Origin of the sequence: Thiobacillus thioparus DSM 505 (assembly GCF_000373385.1) — a bacterium.
Taxonomy (GTDB): domain Bacteria; phylum Pseudomonadota; class Gammaproteobacteria; order Burkholderiales; family Thiobacillaceae; genus Thiobacillus; species Thiobacillus thioparus.
Map to the genome: position 1 here is coordinate 70,617 of NZ_KB891332.1, position 25,530 is coordinate 96,146.

General features: G+C 63.8%; 27 protein-coding genes. 11 read left to right on the forward strand and 16 right to left on the reverse strand.

Annotation, left to right across the window (positions count from 1 at the left end):
• The first annotated feature begins 4 nt into the window (after positions 1-4).
• Both B058_RS0114755 and B058_RS0114760 read left to right on the forward strand, forming a co-directional pair.
• Positions 5-490: a hypothetical protein gene (locus tag B058_RS0114755; protein ID WP_018509266.1), complete on the forward strand. Its 486-nt coding sequence runs from the start codon at positions 5-7 to the stop codon at positions 488-490.
• On the forward strand, positions 487-1,791 hold the full coding sequence (locus B058_RS0114760) for a GAF domain-containing protein (protein WP_018509267.1): 1,305 nt from the start codon (positions 487-489) through the stop codon (positions 1,789-1,791). Before B058_RS0114755 ends, B058_RS0114760 begins: the two co-directional genes overlap by 4 nt.
• A gap of 7 nt (positions 1,792-1,798) precedes the next feature.
• Here the strand turns inward: B058_RS0114760 and B058_RS0114765 are convergent, their stop codons facing one another.
• From B058_RS0114765 to B058_RS0114775, 3 genes are read right to left on the reverse strand one after another with little or no spacing between them, the layout of a single operon-like run.
• Positions 1,799-2,794: an alpha-ketoacid dehydrogenase subunit beta gene (locus B058_RS0114765; RefSeq protein ID WP_018509268.1), complete on the reverse strand. Its 996-nt coding sequence runs from the start codon at positions 2,792-2,794 to the stop codon at positions 1,799-1,801.
• The gene (locus B058_RS0114770; protein ID WP_018509269.1) at positions 2,791-3,756 is read right to left on the reverse strand and encodes a thiamine pyrophosphate-dependent dehydrogenase E1 component subunit alpha; all 966 of its coding nucleotides are present in this window, start codon (positions 3,754-3,756) and stop codon (positions 2,791-2,793) included. Before B058_RS0114770 ends, B058_RS0114765 begins: the two co-directional genes overlap by 4 nt.
• Positions 3,757-3,767: 11 nt before the next feature.
• A complete protein-coding gene (locus B058_RS0114775) occupies positions 3,768-4,259 on the reverse strand; it encodes a c-type cytochrome (RefSeq protein ID WP_018509270.1) in 492 nt (163 codons plus the stop codon).
• 136 nt (positions 4,260-4,395) lie between these two features.
• Here B058_RS0114775 and B058_RS0114780 point away from each other — a divergent pair, with 136 nt between their 5' ends.
• The 4 genes from B058_RS0114780 (at position 4,396) to phoU (ending at position 7,356) form a co-directional block, all read left to right on the forward strand.
• Positions 4,396-5,235 carry an ATP-binding protein gene (locus B058_RS0114780; protein WP_018509271.1) on the forward strand — a complete coding sequence of 280 codons (840 nt, stop codon included), beginning with the start codon at positions 4,396-4,398 and terminating at the stop codon, positions 5,233-5,235.
• Positions 5,232-6,173: a Nudix family hydrolase gene (locus B058_RS17340; protein WP_018509272.1), complete on the forward strand. Its 942-nt coding sequence runs from the start codon at positions 5,232-5,234 to the stop codon at positions 6,171-6,173. The genes B058_RS0114780 and B058_RS17340 overlap by 4 nt, the downstream gene beginning before the upstream one ends.
• Positions 6,170-6,583: a hypothetical protein gene (locus tag B058_RS0114790; protein ID WP_040724652.1), complete on the forward strand. Its 414-nt coding sequence runs from the start codon at positions 6,170-6,172 to the stop codon at positions 6,581-6,583. The genes B058_RS17340 and B058_RS0114790 overlap by 4 nt, the downstream gene beginning before the upstream one ends.
• Positions 6,584-6,654: 71 nt before the next feature.
• Positions 6,655-7,356, forward strand: coding sequence for a phosphate signaling complex protein PhoU (gene phoU, locus B058_RS0114795; RefSeq protein WP_018509274.1), 702 nt, complete (start codon positions 6,655-6,657; stop codon positions 7,354-7,356).
• Between the two features lie 61 nt (positions 7,357-7,417).
• Here the strand turns inward: phoU and B058_RS0114800 are convergent, their stop codons facing one another.
• The 12 genes from B058_RS0114800 to def form a co-directional block, all read right to left on the reverse strand.
• Entirely contained in the window at positions 7,418-7,693 is a 276-nt protein-coding gene (locus tag B058_RS0114800) for an oxidative damage protection protein (protein WP_018509275.1), read from the reverse strand.
• A gap of 17 nt (positions 7,694-7,710) precedes the next feature.
• Complete coding sequence (locus B058_RS0114805) at positions 7,711-8,049, reverse strand: tetratricopeptide repeat protein (protein ID WP_026240962.1); 339 nt, start codon at positions 8,047-8,049, stop codon at positions 7,711-7,713.
• The gene (locus B058_RS17070) at positions 8,042-9,307 is read right to left on the reverse strand and encodes a potassium transporter TrkG (protein ID WP_088178107.1); all 1,266 of its coding nucleotides are present in this window, start codon (positions 9,305-9,307) and stop codon (positions 8,042-8,044) included. The genes B058_RS0114805 and B058_RS17070 overlap by 8 nt, the downstream gene beginning before the upstream one ends.
• The gene (locus B058_RS18480) at positions 9,308-9,499 is read right to left on the reverse strand and encodes a hypothetical protein (protein WP_018509278.1); all 192 of its coding nucleotides are present in this window, start codon (positions 9,497-9,499) and stop codon (positions 9,308-9,310) included.
• Complete coding sequence (gene trkA / locus B058_RS0114815) at positions 9,499-10,872, reverse strand: Trk system potassium transporter TrkA (RefSeq protein ID WP_018509279.1); 1,374 nt, start codon at positions 10,870-10,872, stop codon at positions 9,499-9,501. The genes B058_RS18480 and trkA overlap by 1 nt, the downstream gene beginning before the upstream one ends.
• A 15-nt stretch (positions 10,873-10,887) precedes the next feature.
• Positions 10,888-12,162: a sigma-54-dependent transcriptional regulator gene (locus B058_RS0114820; RefSeq protein ID WP_018509280.1), complete on the reverse strand. Its 1,275-nt coding sequence runs from the start codon at positions 12,160-12,162 to the stop codon at positions 10,888-10,890.
• On the reverse strand, positions 12,159-14,297 hold the full coding sequence (locus tag B058_RS0114825; protein ID WP_018509281.1) for a sensor histidine kinase: 2,139 nt from the start codon (positions 14,295-14,297) through the stop codon (positions 12,159-12,161). The genes B058_RS0114820 and B058_RS0114825 overlap by 4 nt, the downstream gene beginning before the upstream one ends.
• Positions 14,297-14,923 (reverse strand): DUF4390 domain-containing protein, encoded by a 627-nt coding sequence (locus B058_RS0114830; protein ID WP_245539323.1) that lies wholly within the window; start codon positions 14,921-14,923, stop codon positions 14,297-14,299. Before B058_RS0114830 ends, B058_RS0114825 begins: the two co-directional genes overlap by 1 nt.
• A complete protein-coding gene (rsmB, locus tag B058_RS0114835) occupies positions 14,886-16,142 on the reverse strand; it encodes a 16S rRNA (cytosine(967)-C(5))-methyltransferase RsmB (RefSeq protein ID WP_018509283.1) in 1,257 nt (418 codons plus the stop codon). The genes B058_RS0114830 and rsmB overlap by 38 nt, the downstream gene beginning before the upstream one ends.
• A gap of 83 nt (positions 16,143-16,225) precedes the next feature.
• On the reverse strand, positions 16,226-17,077 hold the full coding sequence (htpX, locus tag B058_RS0114840) for a zinc metalloprotease HtpX (protein ID WP_018509284.1): 852 nt from the start codon (positions 17,075-17,077) through the stop codon (positions 16,226-16,228).
• Between the two features lie 68 nt (positions 17,078-17,145).
• Positions 17,146-18,066 carry a methionyl-tRNA formyltransferase gene (fmt, locus tag B058_RS0114845; RefSeq protein WP_018509285.1) on the reverse strand — a complete coding sequence of 307 codons (921 nt, stop codon included), beginning with the start codon at positions 18,064-18,066 and terminating at the stop codon, positions 17,146-17,148.
• A 12-nt stretch (positions 18,067-18,078) separates the two neighbouring features.
• A complete protein-coding gene (def, locus tag B058_RS0114850) occupies positions 18,079-18,612 on the reverse strand; it encodes a peptide deformylase (protein ID WP_018509286.1) in 534 nt (177 codons plus the stop codon).
• 162 nt (positions 18,613-18,774) lie between these two features.
• Here def and B058_RS0114855 point away from each other — a divergent pair, with 162 nt between their 5' ends.
• Genes B058_RS0114855 through B058_RS0114875 form a run of 5 tightly spaced genes read left to right on the forward strand, consistent with a single transcriptional unit; the run spans position 18,775 to position 24,506 of the window.
• Positions 18,775-19,974: a LysM peptidoglycan-binding domain-containing protein gene (locus tag B058_RS0114855; RefSeq protein ID WP_018509287.1), complete on the forward strand. Its 1,200-nt coding sequence runs from the start codon at positions 18,775-18,777 to the stop codon at positions 19,972-19,974.
• Entirely contained in the window at positions 19,971-21,092 is a 1,122-nt protein-coding gene (gene dprA / locus B058_RS0114860) for a DNA-processing protein DprA (RefSeq protein ID WP_026240964.1), read from the forward strand. The genes B058_RS0114855 and dprA overlap by 4 nt, the downstream gene beginning before the upstream one ends.
• 4 nt (positions 21,093-21,096) lie before the next feature.
• A complete protein-coding gene (locus tag B058_RS0114865; RefSeq protein WP_018509289.1) occupies positions 21,097-21,543 on the forward strand; it encodes a Smg family protein in 447 nt (148 codons plus the stop codon).
• A gap of 6 nt (positions 21,544-21,549) precedes the next feature.
• A complete protein-coding gene (topA, locus tag B058_RS0114870) occupies positions 21,550-24,111 on the forward strand; it encodes a type I DNA topoisomerase (protein WP_018509290.1) in 2,562 nt (853 codons plus the stop codon).
• The gene (locus B058_RS0114875; protein ID WP_018509291.1) at positions 24,108-24,506 is read left to right on the forward strand and encodes a DNA-binding transcriptional response regulator; all 399 of its coding nucleotides are present in this window, start codon (positions 24,108-24,110) and stop codon (positions 24,504-24,506) included. The genes topA and B058_RS0114875 overlap by 4 nt, the downstream gene beginning before the upstream one ends.
• A gap of 104 nt (positions 24,507-24,610) precedes the next feature.
• Here the strand turns inward: B058_RS0114875 and B058_RS0114880 are convergent, their stop codons facing one another.
• Entirely contained in the window at positions 24,611-25,507 is an 897-nt protein-coding gene (locus B058_RS0114880; protein WP_157265911.1) for a molybdate ABC transporter substrate-binding protein, read from the reverse strand.
• Positions 25,508-25,530 lie beyond the last annotated feature (23 nt).

Below are 25,530 nucleotides of genomic sequence, written 5' to 3' on the forward strand. Positions count from 1 at the left end.
TGCCATGAGCGTGCAGCTGACCGTCGAGCAGACTGTCTTTCTGCAAGGCCCGTTGTCGATGAACGTCGGCGCGGTGGGCCGCGACGGTTGGCCATGCGTGTGCCGGGCTCAAGGAGTGATGGTGGCGCGCGACCGGCGTGCGCTGACGGTATTGCTGTCGGCCAGCCGCGGGCGCGCAGTGATCGACGCGCTCGACGCGGGCAGCGGGATTACGCTGGTGGTCAGCCGCCCGTCCACCCATGCCACCCTGCAACTCAAGGCATCCGCGGCTACGCGCGCTACGACTGGCGCAGCCCAGCGCGCATGCAGCGCACGCTGTGTGGCAGCGTTCGCCGACGAACTGAAGGGGCTGGGCTACGGCGCGGGGCTGGAACAGGCACTGGCCGCTCTCCTGCCCACGGACGATCTGGTGGCATTGCGCTTCGCGCCGGAAATCGTGTTCGATCAAACGCCCGGACCCGACGCCGGACGCGTGCTGGCGCGCGCATGAACCTATCGCTCGAATCGCTGCGCCCCTGCCTCGACGGCGCGATTCCTGCCGTCGTTGCCACCAGCGCCCAGGACGGCACGCCGAATGTGGCCTATGCCTCGCAGGTGCATTACGTCGACGCCGAACACGTGGCACTGTCCTATCAGTTCTTCAGCAAGACACGCGAAAACGTGCTCGCGCATCCTTACGCACAGGTACAGGTGGTCGAACCCGGAAGCTTCCGCCACTTCCGGCTCAAGCTGCATTACATGCGCACCGAAACCGCAGGTCCGCTGTTCGAATACATGAAGGCGCAGCTCGCCGGCATCGCGGCGCAGACCCACATGGACAAGGTGTTCGTGCTGCGCGGTGCGGACATCTACCGGGTGCTCGACATCGAATCCGTCGATCCCCATATCCCGCCCGCGTCGCCGCCGTCCGATGCGCTTCTGAGCCTGCGGCGCACGCTCGACCGCCTGGGCGACACGACCGATCTGTCGGATCTGGCCGATCGAGGACTCGCAGCATTGACCTCCGGCTTCGGCATCCGCCACGCGCTGCTGCTGATGCTGGACGAGGCCGGCGCCGCACTCTATGCGCTGGGAAGCCTGGGCTATCCGGATTCCGGGATCGGCGCGGAAGTGAAGGTCGGCGAAGGCCTCATCGGCGTCGCCGCGCGCGAACGGATTCCCATCCGCATCAACTACCGCACGGGCGACTACGCGTACCAGACGGCGATGCGCGCAACGCATGCGACCGAACCGCGTATTCCGCTGCCGGTGCTGGCCAATCCGCATAGCCGGATTGCCGTCCCCCTCATTCACGGCGGCCGTCTCCTTGGCGTGCTCTACGCCGAAAGTGAACACGACGCCTTCTTCAGCCATGCCGACGAGGATGCACTGGTCGTCTACGCCCGCCACCTCGCCGCGCTGGTTGCGCAGGCCGCGTGCGAGCCGGACGACGCCGAGCCCGCGCATGACGAACCCGCGGCGCGCCCGACCGGCACGCCGCTGGCGGTGCGCTACTTCGCCGCCGATCACAGCGTCTTCATCGACAACGACTACCTCATCAAGGGCGTGGCCGGCAGCATCCTGTGGATGCTGCTCAACGAACACGCACACAACGGTCGCCACGATTTCTGCAACCGCGAACTGCGGCGCGACCCGCGCCTGCCGCTGCCCGATTTCGGCGACAACCTGGAGACGCGCCTGATTTTGCTGCAACGCCGCCTTGCCGAGCGCTGCCCGACGATCGCACTGGAAAAAACCGGTCGCGGCCGCTTCCGGCTGAACATCGGCCGACCGCTGCAACTCAGCGCCTGATCCTTCATCAGGTCGTCGCAAGCGCCTCACGCACGACCACAGCGTCTCCCAGCATGCCCTGCACCGCCTCCACCACAGCTTCGGCGGTCGGCAGCGCGGCCTGTTCCAGCACCCACGAGGACGCGCCGGGCGCGTCCGGCCCGGTCAACCGCACGACCGGCGCACGCAGGGCATCGAACGCCCGGGTGACGGCCAATGCGGCCAGTTCCGCCGCCATGCCGCAAAGGCCGCTGGCTTCGGTGACGGCGACAAGCCGTCCGGTCTTGCGCAGCGAGCGCAGCACCGTCGCCTCATCAAGTGGCTTCAGCGTGCGCAGATCGATCACCTCGGCAGCGATGCCTTGTGCCTGCAACTGCTCGGCGGCCTGCAGGCACACCCCGACCGTCTTGGCATAGCTCACCAGCGTCACGTCGGCACCGACGCGGCGCACGGCCGCCTGTCCGAGCGGCACGAGGTGATCGGCCACGTCGGGCACCTCGCCTTCCTGATGCAGCAGGGCAAGATCAGTGAAGAACAGCACCGGATTGTCGTCGCGGATGGCCGCCTTGAGCAGCCCCTTGAAATCCGCCACAGTCGACGGCATCACCACTTTCAGCCCCGGCGCATGCGCGAACATCGCTTCCAGGTTGTGGTTGTGCTGCGCACCGACGCACCAGCCGCTGCCGGTCATGCTCATCGCCACCAACGGAAATTCGAACTGCCCGCCCGACAGATAGCGCAGTTTGCCGGCGCTGTTGACCAGCGCGTCCATCGCATAGGTGAGAAACGGCGCGAACAGCAGGTCGATCACCGGCCGCAGACCGCTCGCGGCTGCACCCACCGCCGTGCCGGCGATAATGGCTTCGGCCAGCGGGGTATTGCGCACACGTGCGGTACCGAAATTCCGCACCAGATCGCCGCGCTTGGTGGCCACGCCTTCGCCCACCAGAAGCACGCGTTCGTCGCGCTGCATTTCCTCGGCAAGCGCCTGATGGATCGCCTGTTCGGTCGTCATTCGGCTCATGGGCGGGCTCCTTGCTCCACATACACATGATGGGTAAGCGTGCGCGGATCGGGCCACGCGCTCGCCTGGGCGAAGTGTGCGGCGGCCTCGATACGCGCCGCGACCCGGTCGCGCAACTGGGCCAGACCCGCCGCGTCGAGAGTGCCCTGCGCAAGCAGCCGATCCGCGATCCCTTGCAAGGGGTCGCGCGCCTGCCAACGTGCCAGCTCGTCGGCGTCGACATAGGCCTGGTCGTCGGGTTCGAAATGTCCGCGCAGCCGGTAGGTGACGAGTTCCAGGAAATGCGGCCGCCCATCCGCACGGATCGCCGCAACCGCTTCGCGTGCGGCTGCGTGCACCGCCTCGACGTCATTGCCGTCGACCGTCACAACCGGCAGTCCATGACCTGCCGCCCAGTCGGCGATCGCATTGTCGGGCATGGTCTCGCGGCGGTGCACGAAGGCCTGCCAGTCATTGTTCTCGCACACGAACAGCAGCGGCAACTGCCATTGCACCGCAAGGTTGAGCGCCTCGTGGAAAATGCCTTCGCAGGCCGCGCCGTCGCCGAAGAACACTGCCGTGATCCCGCCCGGTTCGCCCTGCCCCATCTTCTGCGCAAGGGCGACGCCGGGCGCCATCGACAGCTCGCCGCCGACGATGGTCGAGGTGAGCACCACGCCGAGTTCTTTCGCCGAAATGTGCAGGCTGCCGCTGCGGCCGCCGCAGTAGCCGTCGACGCGCCCCAGCACCTCGGCCATCAAGCGGCCGGGGTCGGCGCCACGGGCGATCAGGTGCCCCGCGCTACGGTGGTTGGTGAGGATGCGGTCGCGCGACTCCAGCGCGCCGACCACGCCGACGGCGCAGGCTTCCTGGCCGACGCTGGTACAAGTGCCGGGGGCGCCGCCACGCTGGAATTCGACGAGCTTCTCTTCGTAGGCACGGATCAGCAGCATGACCTCCAGCCGGCGAAGGGCGTCGGTCATCCCCACCGCGCTCATTGGGCCACCTGCACCGGCAGGTTTTTCGGCGTCAGATCGAGATAGGGCGTGGCCACCTGGCCGCCCGGCGGCACATAGGCCGGCACCGGCTGGCCTTTTGCGCCGAGGCTGCGCACATAGCGGTAGATCGCCTTGAGGTCGGCATCGCTCATGGCCCGCAGCGACGGGGCCGGCATGGGCGGCCGCATCGGCTGACGCGCCCGTTTCAGCCAGGTCTTCTCGTCCATCTGCTGGACCAGTTGTCGCAGGTTGGCCGGGTAGGTCGTACCCCATGGCCCGTGCCAGCCCATCGCGTCGCCGGTCAGCCATTCGGATTCCGCCACCTGGCCGTCTTTCTGCATATAGCCCGGGGTATGGCAATCGTTGCATCCGGACGTCTGGATCAGATAGCGGCCATGGCGGATTTCAGCGTCATCCCCCTGGGCCCAGGCCGCGAGGGAAACGAGGCTGGCGAGCAGCGTCCCTGCGATTTTCATGGATGTGTTCATGTTCGCTCCTTCCTTGTTTGCCGGGTGCGCATGCATCCGGACGGAAGGGAGCTTAAGTGGATTGCCGGACGCGCGTTGATAAGTCTTTGCTAGCGGAAACCTAAATTTTTCCTAAGCCAGCGGCTAGAATCTGCGGATGACCGATCTCGCCACGCTCCTTCCCCGCATCGAGCGGCTGCTCGACCGCCTCGACCATGCCGCCGCCCCCCATGGCCTTGACTGGAAAACCATCCGCGCCGCGCGCTGGGCCGCACAGACGGGCGAACTCAAGCCGATTCTGCACCCGCAACGTGTGGCGCTGAAGGATCTGCTGGCGATCGACGAGCAGAAGCAGCAGGTCGATGCCAACACGCGCCAGTTCGTCACCGGCAAACCCGCCAACAATGTGCTGCTCACCGGTGCACGCGGCTGCGGCAAATCCTCGCTGGTGAAGGCGGTGCATGCCAAGTACGCGCCCAGGGGCCTGCGCCTGATCGAAGTGGACAAGGCCGGCTTGCCGCACCTCCCCGATCTGTTCGACCTGCTGGCGGATGCCGATTACCGCTTCATCGTCTTCATCGACGACCTCAGCTTTGCCGAGCACGAACCGGGTTACGCCAGCCTCAAGGCGGCGCTCGACGGCTCGCTGGCCGGCCCGTCGGATAATGTGCTGATCTACGCCACCAGCAATCGCCGCCACCTGATGCCGGAATACATGGCGGAAAACCTGGAAACCCGCCACCTCGGCGGCGAGGTGCATCCGGGCGAGGCGACCGAGGAAAAGATCTCGTTGTCCGACCGCTTCGGGCTGTGGGTGTCGTTTCACAGCATGGACCAGGACACCTATCTCGCCATCGCACGGCACTGGGTTGAGACGCTGGGCGTGCCTGCCGACGATGGCTTCGAGCGCGCCGCGCTGCAATGGTCGCTCGGACGCGGCGCACGCAATGGCCGGGTGGCGTGGCAATTCGCGCGCGACTGGGCCGGGAAAAAATGAACCTGTCCCCCATCACCGAAGTCGTCGCGGCGGTGCTCACCCAGCCCGATGGCCGTGTCCTGCTGGCGCAGCGACCGCCCGGCAAGCCCTATGCAGGTTACTGGGAATTCCCCGGCGGCAAGGTGGAACCGGGCGAATCGCTGGAGGCAGCACTGGCGCGTGAACTGCAGGAGGAACTGGGGATCGTCGTCACCCAGCCCTGCCGTTGGATCACGCGGGTGTTCGAGTATCCCCATGCCCTCGTGCGGCTGAATTTTTTCCGCGTGTTCGAATGGCAAGGTGCGCCGCATCCGCACGAGGGCCAGGTGTTTTCCTGGCAGTTGCCCGACGCTGTTGAGGTAACGCCGCTGCTGCCGGCCAATTTTCCGATCGTGAAGGCGCTCTCGCTACCCGTGGTGTTGGGGATTTCGCACGCCGAGTCGCTCGGCGTGGACACCTTCCTGGCCCGTCTGGATGTGGCGCTGCACAACGGACTGAGGCTGATTCAGCTGCGCGACAAGACGCTGCCGGACGAGGCGCGCCTGCACCTTGCGCGCGAGACCGTGCGTCGCGCCCGTTTGCATGGCGCACGCGTGCTGGTCAACGGCCCGCTGGACCTGGCACGTGCCGCGGGGGCCGACGGCATTCATCTCGATTCGTCCGCCGCCGCCTCCCTGACGGCGCGCCCCGACTGCGAATGGGTTGGCGTGTCGTGCCATGACGGCGCCGAGCTGGCGCAGGCTGCCACGCTCGGCGCCGATTTCGCGCTGCTGTCGCCGGTATTGCCGACGTTGACGCACCCGGGCGCCACCACGCTGGGCTGGGAAGCCTTTTCGAGGCTCGCCGCGGCCAGCCCCATTCCAGTGTATGGCCTGGGCGGACTGGGACGCGAGGACGTGGCGCTGGCGCAGTCGCGCGGCGCCCACGGCGTGGCGCTGCTACGCGGGGCATGGACATGAAGCGGGTGCTGGTACCGCTGCTGTTGATCGTCGTTCTGGCAGCGATCGCGGTGGCCGGTTACTGGCTGAATCGCCCGGCCAAAGCACAGGCTGTCGCATGTACCGATCCGGTGGCAGGCTGCCGCTTCAGCCACCACGGCGCCACGGTAACGGCGTATTTTTCGGCCCACCCAAAACCGCTGGAAGCGTTCCGGCTCAGCGTCAACGCGCCGGGGGCGGCACGGGTGAGCGCCGAGTTCCAGATGAACGGCATGGAAATGGGGTTCAACCGCTATGACCTGCACCCGTCCGACAATGACACTTTTGTTTCAAGCGTGACGTTGCCGGTATGCGTCAGCGGACGACGAGACTGGACCCTGACCCTCGAGATCGACGGGGTGCATTACGCACTGCCCTTCAGTACGCGCTGAAACCTTCCGTACATGTAAGCGTCATAATACGAAGTCTATAATGAAAAGTGGATTATTGAGGGGTCTACGCGATGCCAACTGAACACACCTACAAGCAGTTTGACGCCGAACTGGAAGCCGTGCGCGCCAACGTGTTGAAAATGGGGGGACTGGTCGAGGAGCAGATCACCAATGCCATCGAAGCGCTCATCCAGGGCAACATGAAGCTGGCCGATCAGGTGGACGCCAACGATCACAACGTCAATGCGCTGGAAGTGGCCATCGACGAGGATTGCACCCACATCATTGCGCGCCGCCAGCCGACGGCCTCCGACCTGCGCATGGTGATGATGGTGGTCAAGACCATCACCGATCTGGAACGCATCGGCGACGAAGCGGCGAAGATCGCACGCATGGCCCGGCTGATCCACCAGGCCGAGCGCATCAGCCTGCCGCGCTTCTCCGAAGTCAAATACATGGCCGATCTGGTGCTCGACATGCTCCGGAAGGCGCTCGACGGCTTTGCCCGCCTGGACGCCACCAAGGCGGTCGAGATCGCGCGCCAGGACCAGTCGGTAGACGAGGAATTCCGCCTCAACCTGCGCCACCTCATCACCTTCATGATGGAAGACCCGCGTACCATTTCGGTGTTCATCGACATCCTGTTCGTCACCAAGGCGATCGAACGCATGGGCGATCATGCCAAGAACATGTCGGAATACGTGGTCTACATGGTGAAGGGCAAGGACGTGCGCCACACCTCGCTGGAAGAGATCGAGAAAGAAGTGCTCTAGGCGCGTGACATCGCACAGCAAAACGGGCGCCCAGGCGCCCGTTTTGCTGTGCGACGATCTCTTACTTGCTGGGCGGCACGTACCCTGCCGCGGCATCGACATTACCGCCGCCGAAGAAGTAGCGCTCCATCTGTTCCATCAGATAGGTACGTGCTTGCGGGTCGGCCAGGTTGAGGCGGTTCTCGTTGATCAGCATGGTCTGGTGGCGCTGCCAGCCGCTCCAGGCTTCCTTCGACACGTTCTCGAAAATCTTCTTGCCCAACTCGCCCGGCACCGGCTGGAAGGCCAGACCTTCGGCTTCGCGCCCGAGCTTCACACAATTCACCATCCGCGTCATTTGCTGCTCCTGAAAATTCAATCGTTCGATTTTAACCCAAGCCGCTTCTCGATACGCCGGGCAAACACCGTCATTTCCTTGGCCGCCTGCTTGTCTCCACGCGCCTCGGCCACTGCGATGCCCTGCTGGTAAGCCACCAGGGCTTCGCTCCAGGCTTCGGCGTCGGTCAGGGCCTTGCCCAGCAATTTCCAGGCGGCGGAATACTTCGGATCGAACTCAACCGCGCGGCGCAGGTGCTCGGCAGCACTCGATGCATTCCCCTGTTTGAGATATTCGTTGCCGAGCGAAAAGCGCAGCAAGGCGTTGTCGCGGCCGCCGGCCAACAGAGCAAGGAAATTTTCCAGAGGATCAGGCACGCCAGAAGGTCCGGGTAAAGACGACAAGCACGGTAAGCAACTCCAGTCGCCCCAGCAGCATGGCAATGGTGCAGATCCAGGTCTGGAAGTCCGTGAGGCTCGCGTAGGTTGTCGCGGGGCCCACCTGGTTCAGTCCGGGACCCGTGTTGTTGATGGAAGCGATCACGGCAGAAAAAGCTGTAACGAAGTCCAGCCCGCTAGCGGTCATAAGAAGCGTCATGGCAATGATGGCGAACACATACATGAATGCAAAGGCCAGTACGGCATAGATAACGTTGTTGGGCACCACGTGTCCGGCCAGCTTGACCGGCAGCCGCGCTGCCGGATGAATCAGGCGGGTCAGTTCGCGTCGCCCCTGCCTAAACAGGAGTTGCGCACGCACCATTTTCATGCCGCCGCCGGTACTGCCCGAGCAGGAGGCAAAGCAGGACAGAAGCAGCATACAGAGCGGGGCAAAAATAGGCCACTGGTTGTAGTCGGTGTTGGCAAACCCGGTTGTCGTAGCGATCGAAACGGTATTGAACACCGCAAACCGCAATGCCTGAAGAAAATCAGGGTAGACGTGCATGACGTTCAGAAAAATCGCGATCAGCAGCGAACTGCCCAGCGTCACGATCAGGAACCAGCGCACCTCGGGGTCGATTCGGTAGGCGGCCATCGATCGCTGGCGCCACGCCAGGAAGTGTGTGGAGAAATTGATCCCGGCCGCCAGCATGAACACCACCGTCACCGCCTCGATGGCCGGCGAGTTCCAGTAGCCGAAGCTGGCATCGTGCGAAGAGAATCCACCCAGTCCCATCGTACTGAACGTGTGCATGACCGCATCGAACGGCGTCATGCCGGCCAGCCAGAACGACAGCCCGCACGCGATCGAAATGCCGACATAGACCAGATACAGTCCCTTGGCGGTTTCCGTGATGCGCGGCGTGAGCTTGGTGTCTTTCATCGGGCCTGGCGTTTCGGCCTTGTAGATCTGCATACCCCCCACGCCCAGCAAGGGCAGGATGGCGACCGCCAACACGATCAACCCCATGCCGCCCAACCATACCAGCAGGCCGCGCCACAGGTTGATGGAAAGCGGCAGCGCATCCAGGCCGGAGAGAACAGTGGAACCCGTGGTGGTAATGCCCGATACCGTTTCAAAATAGGCGTCGGTAAACGAAAGGTGGGGCAGGTAGATCAGGAGGGGCAGTGTGGCAAAGGCTGGGAGGCTGGTCCACGCCAGCAGCACCAGAAGGAAGCCGTCACGGGTCTGCAGTTAGCGCTGCGATTTCCGGGTAAAGAGCCAGGTGAGCGCCCCGGCGACGAACGTGACGATGATGGCATCGTCGTAGGCGCGCTGTGCCCCGTCGGCCACCAGCCAGGACAGCGTCAGCGGCAGCAGAAAGGTGGCCGAGAACAGCATCACCACCTTGGACAGCACGTTCAGAACGGGGGCAATGCGGGACATCAGAAGAAACCGAAGCCGACCTGGAGCAGTTTTTCCACCTTGGGAATGATGCGTTTGTTGAGCGCAAACACGATGAGATGGTCTTCCGCTTCAATCAGCGTGTCATGGTGGGCGATGATGACGTCGTTGTTACGGATGATAGCGGCAATCGTCGCGCCGTCAGGCAGGTCGATCTCTTCGATGCGCCGGCCCACGACACGCGAGGTCTTGGCATCGCCGTGCACCACCACCTCCAGTACTTCGGCCGCACCACGCCGCAGCGAATGCACCGCCACCATGTCGCCGCGCCGGATCTTGGACAGCAAAGGCCCGACCGTCGCCTGCGCCGGCGAGATGGCGATGTCGATTTCGCCACCCTGCACCAGGTCGACATAGGCCGAGCGGTTGATCAGCGCAATCACGCGGTGCGCACCCATCCGCTTGGCCAGCAGCGCCGACATGATGTTGTCCTCGTCGTCGTTGGTGAGGGCACAAAACACATCCATGGAAGCGATGTTTTCCTGCTCCAGCAATTCCTCGTCGGTCGCGTCGCCCTGCAGAACCAACGTATGGTGAAGCTGCTCGGCCAGCAGGTTGCTGACCTTCTTGTTATGGTCGATCACCTTGACGTCGTAATCGCGTTCGATCTGCGCCGCCAGCCGTCTTCCGATGTTGCCGCCGCCGGCGATCATGACCTTCTTGACCCGGCGTTCCATGCGGCGGAGTTCGCGCATTACGGATGGAATGTCCTGTTTACGCGCCAGGAAGAACACCTCGTCACCCGGTTCGATCACCGTGATCCCCTTGGGTACGATGCCATGGTCGCGCCGGTAAATGGCCGGAATGCGGCATTCCAGGTCCGGCATGTGGCGCTTGATCTCCTGCAGTTCGTGTCCCACCAGCGGGCCGCCGTGGTATGAGCGTACTGCGATCAGGCGCACCTTGCCGCCGGCAAAGTCGAGTACCTGCAGCGCTTCCGGGTGCTCGATCAGCCGCCGCAGGGTATCAGTTACTTCCTGCTCCGGGCTGATGACGTCATCGACGCCGAATTGCTCTGCCAGAAAGCCTGGTTCCAAACCCAGGAAATCATTCGAACGGATACGCGCAATGCGAGTGGGCACATTGAACAGCGTGGATGCGATGCGACATGCCACCAGGTTGGTTTCGTCGCTTTGCGTGACCGCGACCAGCATGTCGGCATCTTCGGCACCGGCCTGCTTCAGCACCGAAGGATGCGCTGCGTGGCCGCGCACGGTGCGCAGGTCAAAGCGGTCCTGCAGCAGCACCAGGCGTGCGGCGTCGAGGTCGATGACCGTGATGTCGTTGTTTTCGGCAACCAGGCTTTCGGCCAGATTGGCCCCGACCTGGCCTGCGCCCAGAATGATGATCTTCAAACGTATTCCCTGGGTCTACAGGTCTTCGTCCAGACGTCGCCCGTGCCGGATGTTCAGCTGTTTCAGTTTGCGGTAGAGGTGCGTACGCTCCAGCCCCGATTTGTCGGCGACCCGGGTCATGCTGCCGCCCTCCTTCTGGATCAGGTGTTCGAAATACATACGCTCGAAGGCGTCGCGCGCCTCGCGCAGCGGAATGTCGAGCGGGATGCCGTGCGCCACGGCCGGCGCCGATAGTTTCATGGGAGCCAGCACGCGGTTGACGTCGGCTGCGTCGATTTCGCCCGACAGTGCCGTGACTGCCAGCGTGCGCACCACATTATTGAGCTGCGGCAGATTGCCCGGCCAGTCGAAGTTGCGCAACTGGTTCAGCGCCGGCGTCGTGAGCCGCCGCACCGGGCAGACGCCCGCTTCGATCAACTGCGCCAGCATGAAGTTGGCGGCCTCGGGTATGTCTTCGCGGTGCTCGCGCAGCGGCGGCACCTGAATGGCGAGACTGGACAGGCGATAGAACAAGCGGCTGTCGAATTCGCCAGCTGCGACCATGATGTCGAGACTGCGGCTGGATGCGCACACCAGACGCGCGCCGCTGCCCTCGATGCGGTCGAGCAGCAAGCCCAGGCCTTTTTGTTCCAGGCGCGCCAGTTCGCATACCTCAGGCAGGTAGAGCGTGCCGCTGCCAAGCATTTCGACGAAGCTCAGCGGATCCGACACCAGTCGCGCACGATCCTTGATCTCGACCCACGGCGTGGATGGCTGGTGCAGGAAATGGGCACAGATTTCAAAGCCGCTGCCCGGTTCGCCCAGCAGCATCACTGGCGCGGTGTTGCCGGCGATCTGGGAAAGGCGTTTTTTGAGTTCGAGAATCAGGGGGCTTTTGCCGAGCGCCGACAAGTCCATGCTGGCGGCGCGCCGGGGCAGGGCGACGCCGCGCTTGATCGCCTTGTTGACGGTATCGATCAGCTTGGCGAGCGCCACCGGCTTTTCGAGGAAATCGGCTGCGCCGAGCCGGGTGGCCTCCACGGCGGTATCGATGGTGCCGTGGCCGGACATCATCACCACCGGCATGGTGAGCAGACCGCCGCCGGCCCACTCCTTCAGCAAGGTCACTCCATCGGTATCGGGCATCCAGATATCGAGCAACACCAGGTCGGGCCGGCGCTGGGAGCGGAAGGCACGTGCCGCCTCGGCGTTTTCCGCCAGATGCACGTCATACCCTTCGTCGGTAAGGATTTCCGACAACAACTCACGAATGCCCACTTCGTCGTCAACGACGAGAATATGCCCGCTCACGTGTTCTCTCCGCCTGCCGCAAAGACAGGCAACGAAATGCGGATTGCCGCGCCGCCTGTTTTGAGGTTTTCTATTTGAATTTTACCGTGATGCTCTTCGACGATCTTTTTGACAATGGCCAAGCCCAGGCCCGTCCCTTTGGCCTTGGTCGTTGCATAGGGCTCGAACAGCCGTGTCATCAGATGTTCCGGAAACCCGGCTCCATTGTCTGTTACGGATAAACAAACTGTATGTTGATTGCTGCGCAGGCGCGTACCGACCTCCACACACGGTGCGGCATGACCGGCCAGCGCATCCTGCGCATTTTGCAACAGATTATGTATCACCTGACGCAATAATGTGGCGTCTCCTGCTATGCGCGGCAAGTCGGCGTCGAGACTCAGTACCAGCCCAAGCGTTTTGGCATCGTACAAGGTCAGCACGTCGCGCACCAAGGCATTGAGGTCGAGTGCCTCGAGTTTGGCGCGCGGCATCCGCGCATAGCCGGCAAAGGCATCCACCATGCTCTTCATGGCGGCGACCTGGTTGACGATGGTATGCGTGGCACGCGCGAGGAATTCGGCATCGGCCGCTTCCAGACGCCCGTCCAGCTTGCGCGCGATGCGCTCGGCCGAAAGTTGTATCGGCGTGAGCGGATTCTTGATCTCGTGCGCGAGGCGGCGCGCCACTTCGCTCCAGGCGGCATTGCGTTCGGCGTCGATCAGCTTGGTCACATCGTCGAATACCAGCACATAGCCGCGTTCGACACCTGCCGGCAGACGGGTACCGCGCAGCAGCAACGACTGGCTACCGCCAGGACCGGTGAAATCGACCTGCTCCTGCCACTCGCCTTCGTGCTCGCCAAAGCGGGTCGCCGCCGTCGTTCCGAGCGCATGCAGCGCCTCGCCCGGCTGGCCCAGTTCCGCCAGCAGCTGTGCGTCCAGCGTCAACGCGTCCACTCCCAGAATCTGCGCCGCCGCGCTGTTGACTGTGCGCACTCGCAAAGCCTCGTCCAGCACGACCACGCCGGACGACAGATTCGCCAGCACCCGTTCGAGAAAAGCCTTGGCCTGCTCGGTCTGCTGATGGTTCTGCGCAACTTGTTCGCGCGCGTCGGAAAGCTGGCGGGTCATTCGGTTGAACGACTGGATCAGCACGCCCAGTTCGTCGCGGCTGGATACCGACGGCATCTGCGAGAAATCGCCTTTGGCCACGGCGCGGGTACCGCGTGCCAACGTCCGCAGCGGCGCGCCGAGCCGTTCCGACAGCAGGTAGGCGATCACGAAGGTCATCAGCAAAGCCAGCATCAGCGTGAGGGTGAGCGCCACGCCGTAGATGCGTTTCAGGCCCAGCCGCGAAACCGAGATCTGCTGGTATTCCTGATACGCCAGCTGGACCGCCTGGGCATCGTGCGCGAGCCGGGCCGGCACCGGTTGCACCAGCTGCAGCACACGCGTCTCGCCGGTCAGCGAGCTGGTATACACCGGCACAATCACATGCATGATCAGGCCGCGTTCCGGCACCTCCTCGATGCGGCTGTAGGGCTGCTGCTGCCGGACCTGCCACAGCACATTGCGGTCGGGCAGCACCGGCAACAGGGTTTCGCGTTCGCCGCTGACGTGGGCAACCACGCCGCCGCGCTCGTCGAACAGCGTCAGCTCCTGCACCGAGCTTTGCTCGCGCAGCGTGGACAGGCTGGTGATGACCGAGCCCATGCCTTCGTCCGACAGGGCCAGCGCCATGCGCTGGGCTTTTTTATCGAGATCACGCAGCAGGTCATCCAGCGCGGCCTGCCCGAGGTTGACGCCGGAAGCCAGCGCATTGTCCACCCGCACGTCGAACCAGGTTTCGATCGAACGATTGAGGAAGAACACCGATGCGCCGTACACCACCAGGCCGGGCAGCATGGCAACCACCCCAAACATCAACAGCAACTTCAGCGTGAGCTTGGCACCGAACACACCACGGCGGATGCGCTTCTGCAGCCACCACATGCGCCAGCCCAGCAGTACCAGCAAGGCCACGCCCAGAATGCCGCCGCCGATGAAAAGCGTGGGCAGCGTGTCGGAAAAGGCGCTGCTGCCGCCGCTGGCATAGAACAGCAACGACAGGAGCACGATACCCAGGATCAGGGCGACGACAATCAGACTGCGCATCAGGGCAAAGGTGCGGGCGGGGCCGGAACCACGGGTGCATCGAACGCCCAGTCGTACCAGGGCGTGGCCAGCTCCCAGCGGTCGCCTCCGACCGCGCCGATGGACAGCGGCTTGGGAAGTTGCGAGGTGTCGAGCCGCAGGCGCAAGCGCGCGTCGTAGCGTTGACCGGTCTTGAGCGCACCCCGCTCCAGCACCTGCCACGCATCCACCCGCCCCAGCATGGCCAGCGCTTCGCTCAGCGTGGCGGCGGTGCGCGTGGTGTATCCGGTTTCGACCACATAGCGTCGCAACAGCAGGTGGTAATAGATCCGCATCTTGCGCACCGGGTCGGCGATCTCTTCGTCAAACCACCAGTTACGCGGCCGGGACAGTTCCAGTTCGAGCAGGAAGTACAGGTTGATGCCCCGGCTGAGCGCGTCTTCCAGCGTGCTGTTGAGCACGATGTTGACATCGCCGTCCAGCACATAGCCCTGCGGGGTCGCACGGATGGCAGCCTGGCTGACCGCGCTTTTGTCGCTGGCCAGCGCGCTGCCCGCGACGGTCAGCCAGAAAGCCAGCAGCAGCCCGACCAGCCCGCGAAGGGTGGAATCACGTCTTGCGCAACAGGGCGTAAAAGAAACCATCATGCTCGGCATCTGGCAGCAGCGACCCGTTTGACAAAGGTTCAGGAAGCGTACAGCGTTCCGCGTCGTCTGGATGACGCGCCAGGAACGCACGCACTTGCCCGTCGTTTTCTTCATTGAATATCGAGCAGGTGGCGTAAAGCAATGTACCACCCGGGGCCAACAGCCGCCAGAGCGCATCCAGCATAACGGCCTGTTGCGCGGCAAATTGAGCGATGTCCTCGGGACGACGCAGCCATTTGATGTCCGGATTGCGTCGCACCACGCCGGAAGCGCTGCACGGCACGTCAGCCAGAATGCGATCGAACGGTTGCCCGTCCCACCAGCGTTCGGGATGCACGGCATCGCCTTCGATCAGGCTGGCATGCAACTGCAGCCGGTCGAGGTTTTCCTGTACGCGCGGCAGCCGTGCCGCATCGACGTCGAGCGCAGTCAGGTCCACGTCAGCGCGTTCCAGGATATGGCCGGTCTTTCCGCCGGGCGCGGCGCAAGCGTCCAACACCCGTTCGCCGGACTGCGCATCGAGCAGGCGAGCCGCCCACTGCGCGCCTGCATCCTGTACCGACACGTGGCCCGCATCGAAACCGGGCAAGTCGTGCACCGGCACCGCGCGGTCGAGGGTGACTGCGTCCGGCCCAGTTTGATGTGCGGGCAGCCCGGCCTCGTTCAGGCGCCGCAGATAGCTTGCCACGTCGCCATGGCGGCCATTGACGCGCAAGGTAAACGGCGGATGCAGCAAGCTCGCTTCCAGGATGTCCTGCCAACGGTGCGGATGCTCGGCCTTGAGTGTGTCGATCCACCAGTCGGGATGCGACCAATGCGCGGATGGCTGGGCGTTGGCGATCTCGTCCAACTCGGCGCGACGGCGCTGGAAGTTGCGCAGTACCGCGTTCGCCAGTCCGCGCCGCCAGCCCTGGCCGGCTGCAGTGACCGCGTTGTGCACCACGGCATGGGCCGGTGCGCGCGTATAGGCCAGCTGATACAGCGCCACGCGCAGCAGCCAGCCCAGTTGCGGATCGGTCAGAGGGCGTTCGAGCAGGGCTGCCAGCCAGGCGTCGAGCCGTCCCAGCTGGCGCAGGCTACCGTAGACAATGTCCTGCAGTGCGCCGCGCTCGCCCGGCGTGTGCAGTTGCTGAAGGCCTTGCGGCAGGGCCTGATGCAGGGCCGTGCCGGCGAGTACCGTTTCCAGCACGCCGGCCGCCAGCTTCTGCAGCTTACGCATGGAAGAAAGGGCCGGAGAGTGCTTGCTGATTCATCGGGGTTACGCCTGCTGCGGGGAGCGGCGGATGATAACAGGCGACGGCGTCAGGCCGTGCGTGTCATCTGCAGCAGCCGCGCGACGCGCTCCTCGGTGGCGGGGTGCGTGGAAAACAGTCCGGCCAATCCGCTGCCGGACAACGGATTGATGATCATCATCTGCGCCGTCTCCGGATGCGCTTCGGCCGTCGGCATCGGCAGACCCTTGGCGTAGGCCTCGATCTTCCGCAATGCACTCGCGAGCGCCTGCGGATCGCCCGAAATTCCGGCCCCGCCGGCGTCGGCGCCGAATTCGCGGGCACGCGAGATCGCCATCTGGATCAGCATCGCCGCAATCGGCGCGACGATCATGATCGCGATTGCCAAGAGGGGATTGGCCGAACGTCCTTCGCTGTCGCGGCCGCCGAAAAACATGCCGAAGTTGGCCAGCGCCGAGATCGCGCCGGCGATCGACGCCGAGACAGTGGAAATCAGCGTGTCGCGGTTTTTCACATGGGTCAGCTCGTGCGCCATCACGCCACGCAGTTCGCGTTCGGAGAGCAGTTGCATGATGCCGGTGGTGGCCGCCACGGCCGCGTGCTCCGGGTTGCGGCCCGTGGCAAACGCGTTCGGTTGTGCCTCGTCGATCACATACACGCGCGGCATCGGCAGCCCGGCGCGTACGGACAGCTCTTGCACCATCGCGTAGTAACGGCCGCCACTGCCGGCGTCCACTTCGCGCGCGTGGTACATGGAGAGCACCATCCGGTCGGAATTCCAGTAGGCGGACAGGTTCATGCCGGCGCCGAACAACAGCGCGATCAACATACCCTGGGCGCCCCCGATGGCCGCGCCGATGGCGCCGAACAGCGCGATGATTCCAGCGAACAGGATGGAGGTCTTGACCCAGTTACCGAACATGTAAGGCTCCTTAAGACGCGCCCACAGGCGCGCCGACGAGCGTTAGATGGGGATCGGCCGGCCGGGTTTCAATGGCCGAGCCGAGCACCCGGTGGCACCGGCCGCCCGGCGAGAAATGCGTCGGCGCTCATCCGTTTGCCGCCTGCCGGCTGGATCTCCCGCAAAGCCAGCGCGCCACCGCCACAGGCGACGACCAGCCCCTCCGCGTCGGTACGCAGGACGGTGCCTGGGTCGCCAGCGCCCGGTGCGGTCGCCGCCGCCCACACTTTCAGCGGTGCGCCGTCCAGCAGCGTCCATGCGCCGGGCGCCGGATTGTAGGCGCGCACGGCGCGCGCCAGGACATCGGCAGGTTGGCGCCAGTCGAGTTGCGCATCGTCCTTGCTGAGCTTGGCAGCATAGGTGGCTTGCGCATCGTCCTGTGCCGCCGGAACAAGCGTGGCGTAATTCGCCAGCGCCGCGACAATGGCGGACGCACCCGCCGCGGCCAGCGCATCATGCAGGCTGGCGGCCGTGTCGTCGTCGCGGATCGGCACGACGGTTTTCGACAGCATCGCCCCGGTGTCGAGGCCCGCATCCATTTGCATGATGGTGATGCCGGTTTCAAGATCGCCGGCCAGAATCGCGCGCTGGATCGGCGCGGCGCCGCGCCAGCGCGGCAGTAGCGAGGCATGAATGTTGAGGCAGCCGAAGCGCGGCAGGTCCAGCACGGCTTGCGGCAGGATCAGACCGTAGGCCGCGACCACCATGACGTCCGCGTCCGCGGCCCGCAATTCGTCCTGCGCTTCGGGGGATTTCAGGCTGACCGGTTGAGACACCGGAAGGCCGCGCGCCAGCGCGGTCTGCTTGACCGCACTGGGCGTGAGCTTCATGCCGCGCCCGGCAGGGCGGTCGGGCTGGGTCAGCACCAGGGCGATGTCATGCCCGGCGTCCGCCAGGGCGTTGAGCGCTGCCGCCGCGAACGGCGGCGTGCCGGCAAAAATGATGCGCATGGAAAGAAAAACTCAGAGCGAGGCGCGCACCGGCGCCATGTCGGGCCGATGCTCGCGCGCCTGCTTCAGCAGCTTGGCTCGGATGCGATTGCGTTTGAGATTGGACAGGTAGTCGACGAAGACCTTGCCCTTCAGATGATCCATCTCGTGCTGGATGCACACGGCAAGCAGGCCGTCGGCGTCGAGTTCGAAGGATTTGCCGTCGCGGTCCAGCGCGCGCACGGTGACGCGCTCGGCGCGCACAACCTTGTCGAAGATCCCCGGCACCGACAGGCAACCCTCTTCGCTCTCCTCGGTTCCCGACTGGGCAACGATCTCCGGATTGATGAAAACGCGCAGCTGGTCATGGGTTTCGGAGATGTCGATGACGATGACGCGCTCGTGCACATCGACCTGGGTCGCAGCCAGACCGATGCCGGGCGCCGCGTACATGGTCTCGGCCATGTCGTCGACCAGCGTGCGGATGCGCTCGTCCACTACCTTCACCGGCTTGGCGACGGTGTGCAGGCGTGCATCGGGGTAATGCAAAATGTCGAGTCTGGCCATAACAAAGTCTAAGAATTGAATGGGCTGGGCGCGCACTTTGATGCAGAATCTGCGTTTAGTTGCGCACAACCCTAAATATAAGGCGGCGGATAGCCGTAAGCTAAGCGCACAGTATATTTTCAACGCTGAAAATTAGACAAGGTCTAAATGGAGGGTTCCCCCGTGCGTCAACTCGTAGTTTCTCTCGCCCTGCTGCTGGCCGCCGCTCCCGTGCTGGCCGATACCCTTAAACTGCAGGAGAACGCGCCAGACAAATACGTCGTGGTCAAAGGCGACACGCTGTGGGACATTTCCGGGCGTTTTCTCAAGGATCCGTGGCGCTGGCCCCAGATCTGGAAGATGAATCGCGAGGAGATCAAAAACCCGCACTGGATTTATCCCGGGGACATGATCGTTCTCGACCGCAGCGGCAAGGAGCCGCGTCTGTCGCTGGTCAAGGGCGACAAGAACGGCATGGAGACCGTCAAGTTGTCGCCCGGCGTGCGCGCAACCGAGATCGGCAACGATGCGATTCCATCCATTCCCATCCGCGTGATCCATCCCTTCCTGTCGCAGCCGCGCGTGGTGGCCAAAGGGGCGCTCGACGACGCGCCCTTCATCCTGGGCAGCAACGTCGAACGGGTCGTGCTGGGCTCGGGGGACGATGCCTTTGCCACCGGCGGCAAACCCGGCGTCACCCGCTGGAACGTGCTGCGCCCGGGCAAGGCGCTGAAAGATCCGGAAACCGGCGAAGTCCTGGGCTACGAAGTCGAATACCTCGGTGACGCCCGCACGCTGGTGGAAGGCGCCCCGCAAAAAATCCGCATCACCCAGTCGGTGCGGGAAATCCTGCCCAAGGACAAGCTGGTGGAGGCAGACAACAACACCCCCTTCGAATACGTTCCGCACGCACCGGAAAGCAAGATCAGCGGCCGCATCATCTCGGCATACGGCGGACTGTCCGACAGCGGGCGCTACCAGACCGTCGTCATCAACCGCGGCAGCCGCGACGGCCTGGAACCCGGCCACGTGCTGGCGGTATACCGCGAAGGCCTGGCGGTGACGCTTACCCGCGACGAAAAGGACCGCATGACCTGGATCAAGGAAAAATCCGCGGGCATTCCCGATGGCGGCGCTTGGCTGTACAGCGATGTGCGCTGCCTGAAAGAGGACGGCAAGGCCACGTACGATCAAATCGTCGATGTACGCAACTCCTTCCGCAGCACCTGTCTCGGCAACAACAGCGATCGCGCCGTCAAGCTGCCCGATACCCGCAGCGGCCTGGTGATGGTCTACCGGGTATACGACCGTGTGTCCTACGCGCTCATCATGCAGTCGGAAGGCCCGGTCTACCTGCTCGATACCGTGAAAAACCCTGATTGAACGCACTTGATCCTTGGCTGCGTCTCGCCCTCGTTCCGGGGGTGGGCAACACCAGCCTGATTCGTCTGCTCACGGCCTTCGGTTCTCCGGAGGCCGTTTTGTCATCCGGCCGCAGCGCGCTGGCGGCCCACCTCACGTCCGCCCAGTGCGACGCCTTGCTGGCCGAACCCGACGCCGCGCAGCTTGGCGCCGCGTTGGAATGGCTCGACCAGCCCGGCAACAGCCTGATGACACTGGCGGACGAGGACTATCCAAAGACCTTGCTCGAGATCCCGGATCCGCCTGCCATGCTGTATTGCAAGGGACGGCGCGCCCTGCTCAACCAGCCTGCGCTTGGCATCGTCGGCAGCCGCAACGCCACGCCGCAGGGCATACGCGACGCCGAGGCCTTCGCCCATGCCCTGTCGGATGCCGGACTCACTATCGTCAGCGGGCTGGCGCTCGGCATCGATGCGGCAGCCCATCGGGGCGGACTGGCCGGAGCCGGATCCAGCGTGGCCGTCGTCGGCACCGGACTCGACCGTATTTACCCCGCGCGCAACAAGGCGCTGGCGCACCAGCTGGTCGAAACCGGGTTGATCGTGTCGGAGTTTCCGCTCGGCACGCCGCCCCTGCCCGGCCACTTCCCGCGCCGCAACCGGCTGATCAGCGGCTTGAGTCGGGGCGTGCTGGTGGTGGAAGCCGCACCCGACAGCGGTTCGCTCATCACGGCACGGGTGGCCACCGAACAGGGACGCGAGGTGTTCGCCATTCCCGGTTCGATCCATTCCCCGCTGGCGCGCGGCTGCCATGCCCTGATCAAGCAGGGCGCCAAGCTGGTCGAGTCCGCCGCCGACATTCTCGACGAACTGGCCTGGCAGCAGCGGCTGGCCCCGCCAGGGCTGCGCCAGGACGGCCCGCCAGGCGAGGGGTCCGCGGAGGATCCCGCGTCGGGACACGCTGCAGCCGCCCTGGCCGACCCGGTGCTGGATGCACTGGATGGCGCACCCACCACGCTCGACACCCTTGCACAAAGAACCGGGTTGACGCTGGATGCGCTTTCAGCGAAGCTGTTGACGCTTGAACTGGATGGGCGAATTGCTTCCTTGCCCGGCGGGCGCTACCAAAAAATTCACTGACACTATGCTCGACATCCTGGTTTACCTGTATGAAAGCTTCCGCATGGCGGAGCTGGCGCCCGATCGCGACGCGCTGGAAAAGCGCCTGTTTGCCGCCGGGTTTGAAGAATCCGACATCAACGCCGCCCTGGACTGGTATGCCAATCTGACCGGCAGCGCCACCCATGAGCGGCTCGCACTGGCTTACGACCGTCATTACGCCGCCGAAGAGCTGGAGCGCCTCAACGAGGGCTGCCGCAGCGAACTCGCGTTCCTGGTCGGCGCCGAGATACTCGATCCCGAATCGCGCGAATGGGTGATTTCCGGTCTGATGGCCTTGGGCGGCGAAGACATCGAACCCGATCACGTGCGCTGGATGACGCTGATCGTGCTGTGGAGCCGCGGCCTGATCGAACATTTCACGCATCTGGAAGACATGTTGTTGAATCACGAGCCGGGACGTCTACATTAATTAGTCATGTCCAAACTCGTCATTGTCGAATCGCCGTCGAAATCCAAGACGCTGAAGAAATACCTGGGCGCCGACTACGAAATTCTCGCCAGCTACGGTCACGTGCGCGACCTGGAGCCGAAGACCGGTGCGGTCGACACTGAGAATTTCAGCATGAAATACCAGATCATCGAGCGCAATGCCAAGCACGTCGAGGCCATCGTCAAGGCCGCCAAGAAAGCCGACGAAGTGCTGCTGGCCACCGACCCGGATAGAGAAGGCGAAGCGATTTCCTGGCACATCAGCGAAATCCTCAAGGAACGTAAGGTCAAGACGCCGATGAAGCGCGTGGCCTTCTACGAAATCACCGAATCGGCCATCCAGGACGCGGTGCGCCACCCGCGCGAGATCGCATCCGACCTGGTCGACGCGCAGCAGGCACGGCGTGCTCTCGATTATCTGGTGGGCTTCAACCTGTCGCCGCTGCTGTGGCGCAAGATCAGCCCGGGCTTGAGCGCCGGGCGTGTACAGTCGCCAGCCCTTCGCATGATCGTCGAGCGCGAGGAAGAAATCGAAGCCTTCGTTCCGCACGAATACTGGACGCTGCACCTCGACACGCATAAAGGTGGACAGCCATTCACCGCCAAGCTCACCCACTTCAAGGGCGAAAAGCTCGAGCAGTTCACGATCGAGCACGAAGCGCGCAGCAAGGAATGGCTGGCGATGCTCGAAGGCCGCGACGCCCGCGTCATGCGCATCGAGAAGAAGCGCCGTGCGCGTCATCCCGGCGCACCGTTCACGACGTCGACACTGCAGCAGGCCGGGGTGCGCCAGCTCGGCATGACCACCGACCGCGTGATGCGCACTGCTCAACAGTTGTACGAAGGGATCGACCTCGGCGAAGGCCCGGTCGGTCTCATCACCTACATGCGGACCGACTCGGTCAACCTGGCGCAGGAAGCCATCACCGACATCCGCAAGTATGTGGGTGCCAACTTCGACAAGGCATTCCTGCCGCCGGCCGCCATCACCTACAAGGCCAAGACCAAGAACGCCCAGGAAGCGCACGAGGCGGTGCGCCCGACTTCGGTGACACGCACGCCGGAAACGGTGAAGCAGTTTCTGTCGCATGACCAGGCCAAACTCTACGAGCTGATCTGGAAGCGCACCGTCGCCTGCCAGATGACGCCCGCGCAGTTCGACACGATCGCCGCCGACATCACGGTGGGCGAGGGCACCTTCCGCGCCACCGGGCAGACCCTAGCATTTGCCGGCTTCCTGGCCGTCTATCAGGACGACGAGGATGAAGAGGAGTCGAAACTCCCGGCACTGACCGAGGGCGAAACCCTGCCGGTCGACAAACTCCATGGCGAGCAGCACTTCACCCAGCCGCCGCCGCGCTACACCGAAGCCAGCCTGGTCAAGGCGCTGGAAGAGTATGGCATCGGCCGGCCGTCTACCTACGCCAGCATCATTTCCACCCTGCAGGATCGCGAATACGTGGTGCTGGAAAAGAAGCGCTTCCAGCCGACCGACATCGGCCGCCTGGTCAACTGCTTCCTGACCCGGCATTTCACCCATTACGTCGACTATGACTTCACCGCCAAGCTGGAGGACAAGCTCGACGACGTCTCCAACGGCAAACGCGTATGGTTGCAGCTGCTGGGCGAGTTTTGGAAGGGCTTTGATGGCGAACTGAAGGCCAAGCAGGACGTCGAGCGCGGCTGCCCCATCCTCGAAGCCTGCCCCAAGTGCGGCAAGCCGCTCTTCATGCAGGCAAGCAAGCGCGGTCTCTTCATCGGCTGCTCCGGCTATCCGGAGTGCGACTACACGCGCCCGCTGCATGCCGCCACCGCCGAGGGCGACAACATCCTAGGCCAGGATCCCGCCACCGGTCTCGACGTCAAGCTGCTGTCCGGCCGCTTCGGCCCCTACGTGCAGATCGGCGAGATGCCCGAGGACAAGAAAGCGCCGAAGCCGCGCCGCGCATCGTGGCCCAAGGACATCCCGCTGGAAAACGCCACCCTCGAACTGGCGCTGAAATTCCTCTCGCTGCCGCGCGAAGTCGGACACCACCCGACCACCGGTCTGCCGATCGTCGCCAACAATGGCCGCTTCGGTCCCTACCTGCTGCACGACGGCAAGTTCAAGTCGATCCCCAAGACTGACAGCGTGTACGAGATCGACCTGCCACGCGCACTGGAAGTACTGGCGATGGAACGCGCCCCGCGCGGCGCCGATTCCGCCGCCTCGGTGCTGAAGAATCTGGGTCCCCACCCGGAAGACGGCAAGGACATCACCGTGCGCAGCGGCCGCTACGGCCCCTATGTGAAGCACGGCAGCACCAACGCCACGCTGCCCAAGGACATCACGCCGGAAGAGATCACGCTGGATGAGGCGCTCGGGCTGATCGCCGCGCGCGTGGCCAAAGGGCCCGTCAAGAAGCCGACGAAGAAGGCTGCCGCCAAGCCCACAGCGAAGAAAGCCAAGGCCGCCGACGCTGACGAAACGAAGAAACCTGCGACGAAAAAGCCGGCTGCCAAAAAGGCCACGACCAAGAAAGCGGCCAGCAAAAAAGCCCCTGCATGAGCGCGCCGCCCCGGCTGCTCATGCTCAATGCCTTCATCGGCACGGCGGGCTACAAGAAGCTCTATCAGGAACTGGGTTTCAGCGTCGTCGGCGAATGGTCGGAACGCAAGGCCATCAGCCTGGTACGCAAAACCCCGCCTGCCGTCATCGTCGCAGACTTTTACCACCAGACGGATTTCCGCGACCGGCTGTCCAACCTCGAGTCGCTGCTGGCCGCGATACAAAGCGCGCCCGATACGCGCATCCTGGTCTTTTACGAAACGGCCCACCAGGCCGTGCTCGACAAGGTCAGCGCACGACTGCGCATCGACGCCGCCCTGACGCTGCCGGTGCAGGAAGACCGGTTGCGCGCCACATTGCAGGCCTGGCTGGAAAATACGTCTGCACCGATTTGAGACGCGCTTAAACGCGCCGCATCTGTCTTATGTTTCGCGCACTGGCGCAGTACACATGATCGTCCAGGGAATTAATTTTGGCAGCAATATAGTCGCGCGGGGTTTCACACGGCGCGTTCCAAGCCATGCGCAGCATAGATAGACGTCACTTCATCGGTCATCAGGAACGTATCCAGCTTGCTGCCCCACGGCCCGCCACCATCCACCAAGCCGAAACCGAAGCGGTTGATATCGCAATGCTGGTTACCCCGGGAACCGGCTGGCCAAACTGAATCAAACAGTTCAGGAAAGATACGCTGATAGCGCAGCGCCAGGTGATAGAACACCACTGCCACATCTGCCCGTCCGTCCATCAACGCCTGCGGCGCTTCGCGATGATGAATCGTATCGCCGTAAATCAAGTTGGGCGAGCCCGGATAAGCCGGTGGATGGGCGAGAAAATCCAGCGAAATTTTCTCATGCAGGGCCAGTCGCCGCAGGCAATCCGTGTATATCTGGTAGCTGACTTTCTCGTTGACGGGATTGGATAGAAACACCCTCACATCATCGCGCAGCAAATCCCGGAGGCCGCTGATGTTCTTCGGGTTACCCTTGCGTACGAGTAGCACCACACCGCGGCTATGCATGAAGGGCCGATAAGCAGTCATGCGTTTCTCCGCTATCAGTTGGTCGAGCACAGCCGATGGGCTGATGAAGACATGCGGCGTTACCGACAATCTGAGATTGCCTATATTCAGACACCCCGCCTGAAGCATTTGCAGCGCCACGCGCGGTGGGGTGGTGACATAGAAGACATCCTCCATCTCGGGGAATTTCAACAGAAAGGCACGCAATGTTTCCTGCAGCGCCATATGATGGTTGCCGTCGGAAAAAACCACCAGCCGCGCACGCATCGGATCGCCGTGAAAATCCAGGCAGATATTCGAGCCGGGCTGCGAAAAGCTCGGCTCCTCATGGTTCCTTGGCCGGGCGGTTTCGTCCGGCCAGCGCAATGGATTCATGGGCATGTCAAAACCGTTATCCG

Excerpts from the sequence above, each read along its gene's own strand:
- B058_RS0114865 (WP_018509289.1), top strand. The coding sequence starts at position 21,097 with ATGCTCGACATCCTGGTTTACCTGTATGAAAGCTTCCGCATGGCGGAG.
- B058_RS0114875 (WP_018509291.1), top strand. The coding sequence starts at position 24,108 with ATGAGCGCGCCGCCCCGGCTGCTCATGCTCAATGCCTTCATCGGCACG.
- B058_RS0114765 (WP_018509268.1), bottom strand. The coding sequence starts at position 2,794 with ATGAGCCGAATGACGACCGAACAGGCGATCCATCAGGCGCTTGCCGAG.
- B058_RS0114775 (WP_018509270.1), bottom strand. The coding sequence starts at position 4,259 with ATGAACACATCCATGAAAATCGCAGGGACGCTGCTCGCCAGCCTCGTT.
- def (WP_018509286.1), bottom strand. The coding sequence starts at position 18,612 with ATGGCCAGACTCGACATTTTGCATTACCCCGATGCACGCCTGCACACC.
- B058_RS17340 (WP_018509272.1), top strand. The coding sequence starts at position 5,232 with ATGAACCTGTCCCCCATCACCGAAGTCGTCGCGGCGGTGCTCACCCAG.
- B058_RS0114755 (WP_018509266.1), top strand. The coding sequence starts at position 5 with ATGAGCGTGCAGCTGACCGTCGAGCAGACTGTCTTTCTGCAAGGCCCG.
- B058_RS0114790 (WP_040724652.1), top strand. The coding sequence starts at position 6,170 with ATGAAGCGGGTGCTGGTACCGCTGCTGTTGATCGTCGTTCTGGCAGCG.
- htpX (WP_018509284.1), bottom strand. The coding sequence starts at position 17,077 with ATGTTCGGTAACTGGGTCAAGACCTCCATCCTGTTCGCTGGAATCATC.
- B058_RS0114880 (WP_157265911.1), bottom strand. The coding sequence starts at position 25,507 with ATGAATCCATTGCGCTGGCCGGACGAAACCGCCCGGCCAAGGAACCAT.
- B058_RS0114825 (WP_018509281.1), bottom strand. The coding sequence starts at position 14,297 with ATGCGCAGTCTGATTGTCGTCGCCCTGATCCTGGGTATCGTGCTCCTG.
- B058_RS18480 (WP_018509278.1), bottom strand. The coding sequence starts at position 9,499 with ATGTCCCGCATTGCCCCCGTTCTGAACGTGCTGTCCAAGGTGGTGATG.
- topA (WP_018509290.1), top strand. The coding sequence starts at position 21,550 with ATGTCCAAACTCGTCATTGTCGAATCGCCGTCGAAATCCAAGACGCTG.
- B058_RS0114800 (WP_018509275.1), bottom strand. The coding sequence starts at position 7,693 with ATGACGCGGATGGTGAATTGTGTGAAGCTCGGGCGCGAAGCCGAAGGT.
- fmt (WP_018509285.1), bottom strand. The coding sequence starts at position 18,066 with ATGCGCATCATTTTTGCCGGCACGCCGCCGTTCGCGGCGGCAGCGCTC.
- rsmB (WP_018509283.1), bottom strand. The coding sequence starts at position 16,142 with ATGCGTAAGCTGCAGAAGCTGGCGGCCGGCGTGCTGGAAACGGTACTC.
- B058_RS0114780 (WP_018509271.1), top strand. The coding sequence starts at position 4,396 with ATGACCGATCTCGCCACGCTCCTTCCCCGCATCGAGCGGCTGCTCGAC.
- phoU (WP_018509274.1), top strand. The coding sequence starts at position 6,655 with ATGCCAACTGAACACACCTACAAGCAGTTTGACGCCGAACTGGAAGCC.
- B058_RS0114830 (WP_245539323.1), bottom strand. The coding sequence starts at position 14,923 with ATGATGGTTTCTTTTACGCCCTGTTGCGCAAGACGTGATTCCACCCTT.
- B058_RS0114770 (WP_018509269.1), bottom strand. The coding sequence starts at position 3,756 with ATGACCGACGCCCTTCGCCGGCTGGAGGTCATGCTGCTGATCCGTGCC.
- B058_RS0114760 (WP_018509267.1), top strand. The coding sequence starts at position 487 with ATGAACCTATCGCTCGAATCGCTGCGCCCCTGCCTCGACGGCGCGATT.